General features: G+C 73.3%; 12 protein-coding genes. 11 read left to right on the top strand and 1 reads right to left on the bottom strand.

Annotation, left to right across the window (positions count from 1 at the left end; all coding sequences use genetic code 11):
* Positions 1-4 precede the first annotated feature (4 nt).
* The 8 genes from tsaE (at position 5) to DEI86_RS05795 (ending at position 8600) form a co-directional block, all read left to right on the top strand.
* A complete protein-coding gene (gene tsaE, locus DEI86_RS05830) occupies positions 5-481 on the top strand; it encodes a tRNA (adenosine(37)-N6)-threonylcarbamoyltransferase complex ATPase subunit type 1 TsaE (protein WP_111049060.1) in 477 nt (158 codons plus the stop codon).
* Positions 482-544: 63 nt separating this feature from the next.
* Positions 545-2053: a 3' terminal RNA ribose 2'-O-methyltransferase Hen1 gene (locus DEI86_RS05825; protein WP_111049029.1), complete on the top strand. Its 1509-nt coding sequence runs from the start codon at positions 545-547 to the stop codon at positions 2051-2053.
* Entirely contained in the window at positions 2050-4683 is a 2634-nt protein-coding gene (locus tag DEI86_RS05820) for a polynucleotide kinase-phosphatase (protein ID WP_111049028.1), read from the top strand. The genes DEI86_RS05825 and DEI86_RS05820 overlap by 4 nt, the downstream gene beginning before the upstream one ends.
* Before the next feature lie 108 nt (positions 4684-4791).
* Positions 4792-5478, top strand: a complete 687-nt coding sequence (locus DEI86_RS05815; RefSeq protein WP_111049027.1) for an SGNH/GDSL hydrolase family protein — start codon at positions 4792-4794, stop codon at positions 5476-5478.
* A gap of 147 nt (positions 5479-5625) precedes the next feature.
* A complete protein-coding gene (gene tsaB, locus DEI86_RS05810; protein WP_111012149.1) occupies positions 5626-6294 on the top strand; it encodes a tRNA (adenosine(37)-N6)-threonylcarbamoyltransferase complex dimerization subunit type 1 TsaB in 669 nt (222 codons plus the stop codon).
* Entirely contained in the window at positions 6291-6782 is a 492-nt protein-coding gene (gene rimI / locus DEI86_RS05805; RefSeq protein ID WP_258376469.1) for a ribosomal protein S18-alanine N-acetyltransferase, read from the top strand. Before tsaB ends, rimI begins: the two co-directional genes overlap by 4 nt.
* A complete protein-coding gene (tsaD, locus tag DEI86_RS05800) occupies positions 6779-7840 on the top strand; it encodes a tRNA (adenosine(37)-N6)-threonylcarbamoyltransferase complex transferase subunit TsaD (protein WP_111049026.1) in 1062 nt (353 codons plus the stop codon). Before rimI ends, tsaD begins: the two co-directional genes overlap by 4 nt.
* A gap of 223 nt (positions 7841-8063) precedes the next feature.
* Positions 8064-8600, top strand: coding sequence for a DUF4190 domain-containing protein (locus DEI86_RS05795; protein WP_111012151.1), 537 nt, complete (start codon positions 8064-8066; stop codon positions 8598-8600).
* Between the two features lie 138 nt (positions 8601-8738).
* Here the strand turns inward: DEI86_RS05795 and DEI86_RS05790 are convergent, their stop codons facing one another.
* Entirely contained in the window at positions 8739-9929 is a 1191-nt protein-coding gene (locus DEI86_RS05790) for a class I SAM-dependent methyltransferase (protein ID WP_111036905.1), read from the bottom strand.
* Between the two features lie 211 nt (positions 9930-10140).
* Here DEI86_RS05790 and DEI86_RS05785 point away from each other — a divergent pair, with 211 nt between their 5' ends.
* Genes DEI86_RS05785 through DEI86_RS05775 form a run of 3 tightly spaced genes read left to right on the top strand, consistent with a single transcriptional unit; the run spans position 10141 to position 14411 of the window.
* The gene (locus DEI86_RS05785; protein WP_111049025.1) at positions 10141-11319 is read left to right on the top strand and encodes an EfeM/EfeO family lipoprotein; all 1179 of its coding nucleotides are present in this window, start codon (positions 10141-10143) and stop codon (positions 11317-11319) included.
* Positions 11316-12635, top strand: a complete 1320-nt coding sequence (efeB, locus tag DEI86_RS05780) for an iron uptake transporter deferrochelatase/peroxidase subunit (protein ID WP_111049024.1) — start codon at positions 11316-11318, stop codon at positions 12633-12635. Before DEI86_RS05785 ends, efeB begins: the two co-directional genes overlap by 4 nt.
* 36 nt (positions 12636-12671) lie before the next feature.
* Positions 12672-14411, top strand: a complete 1740-nt coding sequence (locus DEI86_RS05775; RefSeq protein WP_258376468.1) for an alkaline phosphatase family protein — start codon at positions 12672-12674, stop codon at positions 14409-14411.
* The last annotated feature ends 15 nt before the right edge of the window (positions 14412-14426 follow it).

The raw sequence follows: 14426 nt of genomic DNA, 5'->3' as shown, positions 1-14426 counted from the left end.
GGCGATGGAGGCGCTCGGAGCCCGGCTCGCAGCGGTGCTCCGTGCGGGGGACCTCGTCGTGCTGACGGGGCCCCTGGGCGCGGGCAAGACGACCCTGACCCGCGGCCTCGGCGCCGCCATGGGCGCACGGGGTCAGGTGTCGAGCCCGACCTTCGTGCTCGCCCGGACCCACCCGACGGCCCGGGGCGTCGACCTCGTGCACGTCGACGCGTACCGGCTGTCCGACCCGGTCGAACTCGACGACCTCGACCTCGACTGGGACGGCTCGGTCGTCGTCGTCGAGTGGGGGCGGGGCATGGTGGACGGCATCAGCGCGGACGTGCTCGAGGTCGAGATCGAGCGGGCGAGTGGTGCTGCGCTGCCCGGCGACGGTGCGGGCGGGATCGGAGCGGACGACGTCGACCCGGACGACGTCCCCGACGAACCGCGGCACGTGGTGGTCCGCGCGACGGGCCCGCGGTGGGACGGCGTCACCGTCTGAGGGGGTGCCCTACCATGGCGCTCGGACCGCGGAGGGCGGTCGTGTCAGGGGGGAACCGCAGCAGTGCTCGTCACCATCTCCACCACCGGCGACACCGACCCGGGCGGCGTCGACGCCCTCGACCTCGGGCACCTGCTCCACAAGCACCCGGGACGCGCGCAGACGTTCTCGCTGAGCGTCGGTGACGCCCACGTCTTCTACCCGGAGGCGACCTCCGAGCGCTGCACGGCGGCGCTCCTGCTCGAGGTCGATCCGGTGGGTCTCGCGCGGAGCCGGCGGTTCGGCGGGGACACGCTCGCACTCGCGCAGTACGTGAACGACCGGCCGTACGCCTCCTCGTCCATGGTCGCGGTCGCGATCGGGCAGGTGTTCCGCACCGCGATGGGCGGCCGGAGCACGTCGTTGCCCGAGCGTGCCGCGGCGCCGATGCCCCTCGAGGTGACGCTGACGTCGGTGCCGAGTGAACTCGACCAGGACGGCACCGGCCTGGCCACGCGTCTGTTCGCCCCGCTCGGGTGGGACGTCGAGGAGCATCGTCGGCTCCTGGACGAGACGCATCCGGCGTGGGGACCGGCTCCCACCGTCGGTCTCACCCTCCGCGGGACGGTGCGGCTCGGACACGCGCTCCGGCACCTGTACGTGCTCCTGCCGGTCCTCGACGACGCGAAGCACTACTGGGTGAACGACGACGAGGTCGGCAAGCTCCTCCGCGCAGGCGAGGGCTGGCTCGCCGACCACCCGCTCCGCGACCTCATCACGGCCCGGTACCTCGCCCACCAGCGGGGCATGGTCGTCGACGCCACCGACCGGCTCCTCGGGGTCGAGGACGTGGTCGGCGACACGGTCGGAGCGGCGACGGCCGACCGGGACGGAGCGGCCACGGCCGACCGGGAGGCCCGACACACGCCCGACGACCCGGCCGCCGAACCCGACCACGCGCCGCTGTACCGACGACGGGCCGACGCGGTGATGGCCGCACTCCACGACGTCGGCGCCCACACGGTCGCCGACCTCGGATGTGGCGAGGGTGCACTGCTCATGCGGCTCAAGTCCGACCGGTCCTTCACCACCGTCATCGGCAGCGACGTGTCGCCGCGGGAGCTCGCGCGGGCCGAGCGTCGGCTCCACCTCGACGAGGCCAGCGATGCCGAACGTGCGCGGATCCGCCTGGTGCAGTCCTCCGTCACCTACCTCGACGACCGGATCGCCGGGCTCGACGCCGCGGTCCTCATGGAGGTCGTCGAACACGTCGACCCCGGGCGACTGCCGGCGCTCGAGGTCTCCGTGTTCGCCGTCGCGAGGCCGGGCGCGGTCATCGTGACGACACCGAACGCCGAGCACAACGTGCGGTTCCCGCACCTCGACGCGGGTCACGTCCGCCACGAGGACCACCGGTTCGAGTGGACTCGTGGTGCCTTCCGTGCGTGGAGCCAGCGTGTGGCGGCCGACAACGGCTACGTCGTCGAGTACCGCCCCGTGGGCGACGACGACGCAGAGGTCGGTCCACCCACGCAGATGGCGGTGTTCCGTCGGTCCGACCTCGCCACAGCCGGGACGGTGGCGGCCGCATGAGCGAGCTCCACGTCCCGGACATGGCGCTCGTGCTGCTCGTCGGGCCGAGCGGGTCCGGCAAGTCCACCTTCGCCGCACGGCACTTCGGCCGCTTCGAGACCCTGTCGAGCGACTTCTTCCGTGGTCTCGTCGCGAACGACGAGAACGACCAGTCGGCGACCCCGGCGGCGTTCGACGCCCTCCGGTACGTCGTCGCGCAGCGGCTCCGCGCGGGGCTCCTGACGGTCGTCGACGCGACGAACGTGCAGTCCGAAGCGCGCCGCGACTGGGTCCGGTTGGCGCGCGAACACGACGTCCTGCCGGTCGCGATCGTGCTCGACGTGCCCGAGTCGGTGTGCGTCGAGCGGAACGCGGCCCGGACGGACCGGACCTTCGGTGCATCCGTCGTCAAGCGGCAGCACGACCAGCTCCGTCGATCCCTCCGGTCGCTGGGCAAGGAGGGCTTCCGGCGCGTCCACGTGCTCGACGGCGTCGACGCGATCGCCGACGCGACGATCGTCCGTGATCGACTCCTCAACGACGCGCGGGACGAGCACGGCCCGTTCGACGTGATCGGCGACGTGCACGGATGTCGGTCGGAGCTCGAGACCCTCCTCGGCCAGCTCGGCTACGCGCTCGTCCGCGACGACCTCGGCCGCCCCGTCGACGCGGTCCACCCCGCCGGGCGGCGCGCGGTGTTCCTCGGCGACCTCGTCGACCGCGGGCCGGACACCCCGGGCGTGCTCCGACTCGTGATGGGCATGGTCGGTGCCGGACACGCGATCGCCGTCCCCGGGAACCACGAGGACAAGCTCGTCCGGGCACTCCGGGGGCGGAAGGTCCAGACCTCGCACGGGCTCGCCGAGACCCTGGCACAGCTCGCGGCCGAGCCCGCGTCGTTCCGCGCAGCCGTGCTGGCCTTCTGCGAGGGCCTGGTGGGGCACCTCGTCCTCGACGACGGACGCCTCGTCGTCGCTCACGCCGGCATGACCGAGGCCTACCAGGGCCGGGCCTCCGGTCGCGTTCGGGCGTTCGCGCTGTACGGCGAGACCACGGGCGAGACCGACGAGTACGGGCTCCCGGTGCGGCTCCCGTGGGCGGACTCCTACCGCGGGAGCGCCATGGTGCTGTACGGCCACACCCCGACCGTCGATGCCGAGTGGATCAACGGCACCATGTGCCTGGACACGGGGTGCGTGTTCGGCGGCGTGCTGTCCGCCCTCCGGTACCCGGAGCGCGAGCTCGTGCAGGTCCCCGCCGAGCGGGTCTGGTGCGCCGCGGCGAAGCCGCTCGAACCCCTCCGCGCCGACCGCGTCGCGTCGGCCGACGGCACCGGACCGGTGAACAGCGGCCCGGGAGGCCCATCGACGGTCGGTGTGGTGCCTCCCGGACGCGAGGTGACGACGACCCGCCCGCGCCCGGCGGGCATGCTCGCGATCGACGACGTGCTCGGCAGGCAGGTCGTCGAGACCCGGTTCCTCGGACGGATCGGCGTCCGCGGCGAGCACGCGGCGGGCGCGCTCGAGGTGATGAGCCGGTTCGCGGTCGACCCCGCGCACCTGCTCTACCTGCCGCCCACGATGAGTCCGACCTCGTCCTCCCGGGTCGACGGCCTCCTCGAACACCCGGCCGAGGCCTTCGCGACCTACCGGGACGCGGGGGTGGACCGCGTCGTCGGCGAGGAGAAGCACATGGGCTCGCGGGCCACGGTCCTCCTGACCCGCGATCCGCGGCGCTTCGGAGCACCGGACGGCTGGCGGGGCGTGGTCACCACCCGCACCGGGCGGGCGTTCTTCACGCCCGAGCTGACCGCCCGGTTCCTCGGACGGCTCGACGCGGCCGTGGAGCACGCCGGACTCTGGTCGGAGCTGGCGACGGACTGGCTGCTGCTCGACGGCGAGGTCCTGCCGTGGTCGATCAAGGCCGGCGGGATGATCCGCGGCCAGTACGCCGCGATCGGTGCCGCGGCCACGGGTGCGTTGCCCACCGCGGTGTCCGCGCTCGAGCAGGCCGCGGCCTCCGGGATCGACGTGACCGCGTTGCTCGAGCGGACGCGGGCACGGGCGGTGGACGCCGATGCGTACGTCGCGTCCTACCGGAGGTACGCCGCGGACGCGGACGGGCTCGACGGGGTGCGGTTCGCCCCGTTCCAGGTGCTCGCCGCCGAGGGACGGACGTACGCGACGACGGACCACGGCTGGCACCTCGGCGTCGCCGACCGCCTGGCGGCTGCCGCGCCGGACCTCGTGGAGCGGACGCGCTCGGTGGTGGTCGACCTCGCCGATCCGGCGAGTGTCGAGGCGGGGACCGCGTGGTGGACCGAGTTGACCGATGCGGGAGGCGAGGGGATGGTCGTGAAGCCGTTCGTCAACCTGCACCGCGGGGCGAAGGGGCTCACGCAGCCGGGCATCAAGGTGCGCGGGCGTGAGTACCTCCGCATCGTGTACGGGCCGGAGTACACCGAACCCCGCAATCTCGAACGCCTCCGCGACCGGGAGCTCGGGCACAAGCGTTCCCTCGCACTGCGGGAGTACGCGCTCGGACTCGAGGCGCTCGAGCGGTTCGTGGCCGGTGAGCCGTTGTGGCGGGTGCACCAGCCGGTGTTCGCCGTGCTCGCGATGGAGTCGGAGCCGGTCGATCCGCGGCTCTGACCGGGGTCGTCGCGTCGTCCTGAGGAGCGCCGTCGGGTCCCAGGCGAGGGCGATTCCGTCCCCCGAGCGCACAGGTCACGATCCGGTCACGCCGCTACCGTCACCGCCATGAAGATGCTCCCGAAAGCAATCCTCGTGTCCATCCTCGGTGTGGCCGCGTCATCCGGCCTCGTCGGACAGACCGCGTTCGCAGAGGCGGCCGACTCGACGGCGCCCTCCGCGGCGAACGCGACGCGACCGCACATCGTGACGATCGGCGACTCGATCATGGCCGGCTACGGCCTCGCCAGCCCGGACCAGGCGTGGCCCGCCCTGGAGGCGGCGGACGAGCACGTCGACGTCACGAACCTCGCGTGCAGCGGTGCCGGGTTCGTCCGCGTCGGCGACTGTGGGACGGACTTCAACGGGCTCGTCGGGCAGGCCGTCGCGGCGCACCCCGACCTCGTCGTCATCCAGGCGTCCGACAACGACCAGGGTCAGAGCGCCGCTGCGATCGCCAGGGGAGCCTGGAGGACCGTGGCGCGCATCCACGGCGCACTGCCGGATGCCCGCATCGTCGGGCTGAGCACCCTCTGGAACCAGCCCGGGCCCGCGGACCCGGTGGTCTCGGAGAGCTCGGACGCCCTCCAGGCCGCGGTGACCGCCGCCGGCGGGACGTTCGTCGACGTCGGGCAGCCGCTCGCCGGACAGCCGCAACTCCTCCAGGGGGACAGCGAGCACCCGACCGTCGAGGGCCAGCGGGTCCTCGGGGACGCGATCGCGGACGACCTCGCCGCGGCCGGCATCAGCAACTGAGCAACCCGCCGGCCGGTGCCCTGCACCGGCCGGCGACGGTGCGCCCGCGCTCGTCCAGCTCGTCGGACAGCTCGATCTCGTCCCCGCGTACGCCGGGGAGGCGCGGGTGGCCACCCTGCGTCCCCGCCACGACCGTACGATGGTCCGGTGCTCCTGACCATCGACACGTCCGCCGGCACGGCCGTCGCCCTCGTCGACCCGGCCGCCCGGACCGTGCTCGCCGAGCGGAGCACCGAGGACACCCGGCGGCACGCCGAGGTCGTCGGGCCCTTCCTGGCCGACGTCCTGTCGATCGCCGGCGTCACCCCTGCGGCGGTCACGGGCGTGGTCGCGGGCATGGGTCCCGGGCCGTTCACGGGCCTCCGTGTCGGGATCGCCGCGGCGCGGACGTTCGCCGTCGCGCGATCGGTGCCGTTCCTCCCGGTCGTGAGCCACGACGCCGTCGCCGCGGCCGAGGCCGACGGCGGGCCGCTCGTCGTCCTGACCGACGCGCGCCGACGCGAGGTCTACTGGAGCGTCTACGCGGGCGGCAGCGAGGCGGTGGCGACCGGCCGGTCGGACCGGCACCGTGCCTCCCGACCGCTCCCGGTGCGGACCGCCGGGCCCGGGCTCGCGCGCCCGGACGACCTCGACGCCGTGCTCGGTGACGCCGCCGACCTGCGTCGCGTCACCGCGGTGACGATCCCGGCCGGGCGCCTCGGACTGCTCGCCGCCGAACGTCTGGCGGTCGGCGCACCGTTCGCCGACGACGAGCCGCTGTACCTCCGGGACCCGGACGTGACCATGCCGGGTGCGCCGAAGCGGGTGCGCTCGTGAGCTGGCGGATCCGGCCCGCCCGGCCCGACGACCTCGACGCGGTCATGCGGCTCGAGCGGACCTCCTTCCCGACCGACGCGTGGTCGACCGCGCAGATGAGGGAGGAGTTCCGCTCGCCCTACGGCCACTACGTCGTGGCCGAGACGACCGACGAGGCACCGGAGCCGGTCCTGGTCGGGTACGCCGGGTTCTCGTCGTTGCCCGGAGGACACGACGGTGACGTCCAGACGATCGCCGTGGCCGCCGACCACCGCGGGCAGGGCCTCGGGCGAGCGCTGTTCCGCGAGCTGCTCGACGAGGCCGCCCGCCGCGACGTGCGCGAGGTGTTCCTCGAGGTCCGTGCTGACAATCCCGTCGCGCAGGCCATGTACCGCTCGTTCGGCTTCGAGGCCATCGGCACGCGGCCGCGGTACTACCAACCCGACGACGTCGACGCGCTGGTCATGCGGGGCGCGGTCCGGGACCGAACGACGGGAGGCACGGCATGAGCACGACGACGGACGGCCCGCTGGTCCTCGGGATCGAGACGAGCTGCGACGAGACCGGCGTCGGCATCGTGCGGGGCCGCACCCTGCTCGCGAACGTCATCGCGTCGAGCATGGAGGAACACGCCCGCTACGGCGGGGTCGTGCCCGAGGTCGCGGCGCGCGCCCACCTCGAGGCCATGACCCCGACGCTCGAGCAGGCACTCGACACCGCGGGCGTGCGGCTCGACGAGCTCGACGCCGTCGCCGTGACCGCGGGGCCCGGGTTGGCCGGCGCCCTCATGGTGGGGGTCGGCGCGGCGAAGGCGCTCGCGGTCGCGACCGGCAAGCCGCTCTACGGCGTGAACCACCTGGTCGGCCACGTCGGGGCGGACGTCCTGCGTGCCGACGGCACCGACATCGAGCTGCCGACCGTCGCACTGCTGGTGTCGGGCGGCCACACGTCGCTCCTGCTCGTGCGGGACCTCGTCGACGACGTCGAGCTCCTCGGCGAGACGATCGACGACGCTGCCGGTGAGGCGTTCGACAAGGTCGCACGGCTGCTCGGGCTGCCGTACCCGGGCGGGCCCGAGATCGACCGAGCCGCCGCCGATGGCGACCCCTCCGCGATCCGGTTCCCCCGCGGCCTCACCCTGCCGAAGGACATGGCGGCCCACCGGTACGACTTCTCGTTCTCCGGCCTCAAGACCGCGGTCGCCCGCTGGGTCGAGCGCTGCCGCGACGACGGGCGCGACGTCCCCGTCGCCGACGTCGCCGCGAGCTTCCGCGAGGCCGTCGTCGACGTGCTCCTGACGAAGGCGCTCGCCGCGTGCCGGGACACCGGCGTCGACCGGCTCCTGCTCGGCGGGGGTGTCGTCGCGAACCGGCGGCTCCGGGCCGTGGCCGAGGAACGGTGCGCGGCCGCCGGCGTCACGCTCCGGATCCCGCCGCTCGACCTCTGCACCGACAACGGCGCGATGATCGCCGCGATCGGGGCGCAGCTCGTGGCGTCCGGGCACGCCCCGAGCGACCTGGGGATCGCGGCGGACTCGACGTTGCCCGTGACGACCGTGCAGGTCTGACGACGGTGCAGGCCTGACGACGGTGCAGGTCCTGACGACGATGCAGGGCTGACGAGGTGCAGGTCCGACGACGGTGCGGGCCTGACGACCGCGGCGGCGCGGCACCGCGCGTCCGCCGGCCGTGCCTCCCCCGCTCCGGGGGTGCTGGCGGCCGGTCGTGCGCACGCGCCCTGTGGGAGGATCGGCGGGACGCCCGCACCGTGGGCGACGAGGAGGGGAACACGTGTCCGACCAGAACGACCAGCCGCAGTACGGACAGACGCCGTCCGGCCAGGCGCCGTCCGGACAGACACCGTCCGGACACCACGGGTACGGACAGCCCCAGTTCGGACAGCCGCAGCACGGGCAGCAGTCGCCGTACGGACAGCAGGGGCAGCACGGTCAGCAGCCGTACGGGCAGGCGCAGTACGGCCAGCAGCCCTACGGACAGCAGCCGTACGGCCAGCCGCAGTACGGCCAGCCCAATCCCTACGGGCAGCCCGGGTCGGGGTACCCGCAGGCGTCGTCGAGCTGGAACCTGTTCTCGATCCTCGCCATCGTGTTCGGCTTCGTGGTGGCGCCCCTCGGGGTGGTGTTCGGGCACATCAGCCTGCACCAGATCAAGCGCACGGGGGAGCAGGGGCGCCCGCTCGCGCTCACGGGGCTCATCGCGGGCTACGTGATCACGGCGCTGTGGGTCGCCTACATCGTGTTCATCGTCATCTTCTTCGCGTTCGTCGCGTCGCACAACGGCGACTACTCGAACTACCCGAACACCTGATCCCGGGCCTCCCCGGCCGCCCCGCCCCGGCCGCCCGCCGACGGCGGTCCTCACCGAGATCGCACAACACGCCGCTCACCTTCGAAGGTGAGCGGCGTGTTGTGCGATCTCGGTGGATGGGGCCGGGCCGGACCGGCGTCAGGGGCGATCGCACAGGACGGCCGCGTGCCGTCCCTCCAGGCGGGTGAGGACGAGCGTCGCCTGCCCGGACCCGCCCTGCAGGCGCAACCGCCGACGGAACTGCGCGGGGTCCACATCGACGCCGCGCTTCTTGATCTCCACCCGGCCGACGCCGTCCGCTGCCAGCCGCGCGCCGATGCGCTTCGGGTCGAGGGGCAGGACGTCGCGGACGCGGAACACCTGCGCGAACGGGGTGTCGACGGGGGCGTCCGTGCTCAGGTAGGCGATGCCCGACGAGAGCATCCGACCGCCGAGTCGCCGCCCGAGATCTCCGATGAGCCGAGCTCGGATGACCGCGCCGTCCGGCTCGACGAGGTACTCGCCCAGCGGGCCGACCTCGACGTCCTCGGCGTCGGCCGGACCCGTGAGCTCGGCGACCCCGTGCGCGCCGATGACGGTGGCCGCGCGGCGGACGCCCGGCCGCGCGAGGGGACCGAACCACAGCGCGAGTTCGACGACCTCGCGGTCGACGCTCGTCCACTGCGCCTCGGCCGTGTCGGGGACGAGGTCGCGGTCGACGCCCGGCCCGAGCTTGACCCCGGTGGGCAGCTGCGTCGCCGCGGCGAACACCGTGTCGAGGGACGGGGACCAGTCGTCCGGGTCGTCGAGCCGTCGTGTGTCGCTGTGTCCCGCGGTGCGCCGTGCCGGGTCGAGCCACACGCCGTCGACGCGGCCGACGTCGAACCGCGCCGCGTCGCCGAGCTCGACCCGGGCCGCGGGCCACGGTGCCAGGTTGTGCGTGGCGATCGCGGCGGTGACCTCGTCGCGGTCGACGGCGACGACCTCCAGGTCGAGCGCCGCGAGCGCGAGCGCGTCCCCGCCGATGCCGCACCCGAGGTCGGCGACGCGTGTGATCCCGGCGGCGGCGAACCGGCCGGCGTGCTGTGCCGCGACGCGGAGGCGCGTCGCCTGCTCGAGACCGGCCTCGGTGAACAGCATCCGGCCCGCGAAGTCGCCGAACTTCGCCCGGGCCCGCTGACGGAGTCGCGCCTGCGTCAGGACCGTCGCCACGAGCCGTGGATCGTGGCCCTCCGCGCGGAGGCGCGACACGGCACGCACGACGTCGTCGCCCTCGGCCAGGCCCGGGACACGGTCGAGGAGCGCCATGCCCTCGGGCGTGAGCAGCTGTGCGAGGTCGGCGGCGTCCATGCCCCGATCCTCCCAGTTCCCGCAGGACGGTTCGGCAAGCCCCCACTTCCGTGACCGTCGGCGGACGGCTGTCTGAACAGTCGGTGACGACGGTGAACGCAGGGGAAACCCGGCCTCGGAGCGGGCTTACCGTGTTCCGCGGATCCCCCGGACGGGGGTCCGATCAGGGCTTCCTGTGCTGCTCCACAGGACCGGAACGGAAGGGGCTCGGGTGCCGAAGCGGTTCGCGTACGGGATCGTCGGGATCGTCGTCGCACTCGTCGTGACGGCCGGCATCGTCGTGCCGCACCTCCTGCCGACGCGCGCCGTCCCCGGACACTACGACGTCGCCGCGGGCACCGACGTCTGCGGGACGGGATGGACCGACCCCGCGGGCGGCACGCAGACCCTCCGCATCACGAACACCTCGGTCGCGGGCGTCGAGGTGCAGCTCGAGGACCCCCGGTCCGGGGCCGTGTACCTCGACGCCGAGGGGCTCGGCGCCGGCGCGTCCCAGACCTACCGCGTGCGCCTCGGCTCGGGCGTCTACCGGTTCCGCTGCCTGCCGGCGGACGCCGACGCGGTGGTGGGTCCGGTCGTCCACCTCCACGGCGCGGCGTACGTGACCGGCGCGACGCCCGGGGTCGTGCCCGTCACCCGGAACGACCTCATCCCGGCCGCCAAGGCGTACGGCGACTGGATCGAGGGTCGACTGCCCGTGCTCGAGGCCGACGTCCGGCGGGTCGCCGCCGACGTGTACGGCGGCGACCGCGCGGCCGCCGAGCGGGACTGGCTGACCGGGCACGTGGAGTACGAGCAGCTCGGCGCCGCCTACGGGGCGTTCGGCGACGCCGACACGGCCATCGACGGCACTCCCGCGTCGGGGCGGACCGCGCTCGACGACCCGGACCTCACCGGGTTCCACCGCCTGGAGGCCCTGCTCTGGTCCGGCGCACCGGTGTCCGCGAGCGCTCCGGTCGCCGACGCGCTCGTCGCGGCCGTCCAGCACCTCGAGGCCACGTTCCCGACCGCCCGCATCGACCCGCTCGACATCGGGCTCCGCGCACACGAGATCCTCGAGAACGCGCTGCAGTTCGAGGCCACGGGCGCGACCGACGCCGGCAGCCACACGAACCTGGCCACCATCGCCGCGAACGTCGCCGGCACGGAGCGGGCCCTCGACCCGATCAGGGGGATCCTCCGCACCCGGTACCCGCACCTCGCCGCGACCGATGCGGCACTCGCCGCGCTCACGGCGCGCGTCGACGAGGGCCGCCACGCCGACGGCACGTGGACGCCGCTCGCCGACCTCACGACCACGCAGCGGGAGGACCTCGACGCGTCCATCGACCGCGCACTCGAACTGCTCGCGCCCGTCGCGGCGATCTGCGACATCCGGAGGACCTCGTGACCGACCAGCCCCAGTGCCCGCACGCCGCGGCACGCCGTCCCTCCCGCCGTGGGTTCCTGGCGGGAGCGGCCGGAGCCGGCGCCGGGGCGGCGGCGACCATGACCGCGGCCCTGGCACCGGGCCTCCCGGCCGTGGCCGACACGACCGCGGCGAGCGCCGGGAACCCGGCGAGCGACACCGCGACCGACGGTGGTGCCGCCGCGTCGTACGCGTTCCACGGCGCCCACCAGGCGGGCATCACCACACCGGCCCAGCGGTCGGCGGCCTTCGTGGCGCTCGACGTGACCGCGGCTTCCCGGTCCGAGCTGCGCGACCTGCTGCGCACGATCACGGAGCGCTCGCGGTTCCTCACCCGCGGCGGACAGCCGACCGACGTCGGGATCACGGCACCGCCGTCGGACTCGGGCGTGCTCGGACCGGACGTGCCCGCCGACGGTCTGACGATCACCACGAGTGTCGGGGCGTCGCTGTTCGACGACCGGTACGGCATCGCGGACCGGAAGCCCGCGCGCCTGCGGACGATGGAGGACTTCCCGAACGACGCGCTCGACCGGGCGATCTGCGACGGCGACCTGCTCCTGCAGGTGTGCGCGAACAACACCGACACGGTCGTGCACGCGCTCCGGGACGTCACGCGGGCGACGCGCGGTGCGATGCAGGTGCGGTGGCGACAGGACGGCTTCGTGTCCCCGCCGCGGCCGAGTGGCACGCCGCGGAACCTGCTGGGGTTCAAGGACGGCACCGCCAACCCGTCGACGAGCGACCGGACGGCCATGGACGACCTCGTGTGGACCCGGGCGGGCCGGACCGAGGACGGCGTCGTCGAGCCGGACTGGGTGGCCGGCGGCAGTTACCACGTCGTGCGGACGATCCGGATGCTCGTCGAGTTCTGGGACCGCGTGTCCCTGCACGAGCAGGAGACGATGATCGGCCGCCACCGCGACTCCGGCGCCCCGCTCACCCGAACGCACGAGTTCGACGACCCGGACTACGCGGACGACCCGACGGGCGACGTCATCCAGCTCGACGCACACATCCGGCTGGCGAACCCCCGCACGGCCGCGGCGAAGCGTCAGCAGATGCTCCGTCGCCCCTACAACTACGACGCCGGCACCGACGCGAACGGGAACCTCGACATGGGGCTGCTGTTCACGTGCTTCCAGGCGGACCTCGAACGGCAGTTCGTCACGGTCCAGAAGCGCCTCGCCGACGAACCGCTCGTCGACTACATCTCGCCCGTCGGCGGCGGCTACTACTTCGCCCTCCCCGGTGTCCGCCACGCGGACGACTGGCTCGGGCGACCACTGCTCAGTTGACGCACTGTTCCACACACCACCAGACAGGGGACACCAGTGATCCGACCATCCGCGCTCATGCGGTCGACGAAGGGGCGATTCGCACTCGCCGCCGGAGCGACCGCCGTGGCCGCCGTGACCGTGGGGGCCATCGCCATCGCGCCGCTCACGGCATCGGCCACGAACCAACCGGCCTCGTCGTCGCGCACGAGCACGCCCATCAAGCACCTCGTGGTGTTGTTCGACGAGAACGTCTCGTTCGACCACTACTTCGGGACCTACCCGAACGCGACGAACACCGACGGCACGACCTTCGCCGCCGCCAAGGGCACGCCGAGGGTGAACGACCTCGTCACCTCGGGCACGCTGACGAAGAACCCGAACCTCTACGCGCCGAGCCGGCTCACCTCGTCCCAGGCGCTCACCTGCGACCAGAACCACGGGTACGCCGCCGAGCAGAAGGCCGAGGACGGCGGGAAGATGGACGCCTTCGTCCAGAACACCTCGACCGACACCTGCACGGGCGAGTACGGCAGCCCGGGCCTGGCCATGGACTACTACGACGGCAACACCGTCACGGGTCTGTGGAACTACGCCCAGAACTACGCCATGAGCGACAACGCCTGGGACACGACCTTCGGGCCGTCCACCCCCGGTGCGCTGAACCTCGTGAGCGGCCAGACGCACGGCGGCGTGGCGGTCGACTCCGTGACCGGCGCCGTGGTCAAGGGCTCCACCGCGGTCGCCTCGGCGAACGCGGACGGTGTGGGCACCGTGATCGGTGACCCCGACCCCGCCTACGACGACTGCTCCGACAGCGACCACACGTCGACGTCGAACCTCGTCGCCATGCAGGGCAAGAACATCGGTGACCTGCTCAACGCCAAGGGCGTCACGTGGGGCTGGTTCCAGGGCGGCTTCACGCCGACCACGAAGTACGCGGGCTCCGGCACGTACGCCAAGTGCGACGCCACCACCGCGAACCTCGGCGGGACCGCGGCGAAGGACTACTCGCCGCACCACAACCCGTTCGCGTACTACAAGTCGACGTCGAACCCGCACCACCTGCCGCCGACGAGCGACGCGATGATCGGGCACAGCGACCAGGCGAACCACGAGTACGACCTGTCGGCGTTCACCACCGCGCTCGCGCAGGACAACGTCCCCGCCGTGTCGTTCCTCAAGGCCCCCGAGGCGCAGGACGGCCACCCGGGCTACTCCGACCCGATCGACGAGCAGCAGTTCCTGACGCGCGAGATCAACGCCATCGAGCAGTCGAAGGCGTGGTCCTCGACCGCGATCGTCATCAACTACGACGACTCGGACGGCTGGTACGACCACCAGGCCCCGACGATCCTCAACGGGTCGAAGGACACGGCGACCGACAGCACCATCTGCACGAACGCCCGTGCCGCGGTCGCCGGCGGGTACCAGGACCGCTGCGGCCCCTCGCAGCGCCTGCCGTACCTCGTCATCTCGCCCTTCGCCAAGCAGAACGCGGTCGACCACACCCGGATCGAGCAGACGTCGACCACGGCGTTCATCGAGGACAACTGGGGCCTCGGCCACATCGGGGACGCCTCGTTCGACCGTCGCGGTGGATCACTCGCCGGGATGTTCGACTTCGCGCACCCGCAGCAGCGCGAGGTCCTGCTGGACACCACCACCGGCGCCGTCGCGAAGGTCGTGTCGACCGTCCCGACGCACACGCCGGCCCCGCCGCACGGGCCGGGGAAGCCGGGGAAGCCGGGGAAGCCGGGCTGGGGCGGTGGGCACCACCACCACCACCACCACTGACGCCGCCGCGCGGCG

Source organism: Curtobacterium sp. MCBD17_028, from assembly GCF_003234875.1.
Taxonomy (GTDB): domain Bacteria; phylum Actinomycetota; class Actinomycetes; order Actinomycetales; family Microbacteriaceae; genus Curtobacterium.
This window is presented reverse-complemented; position numbering and strand designations above follow the sequence as displayed.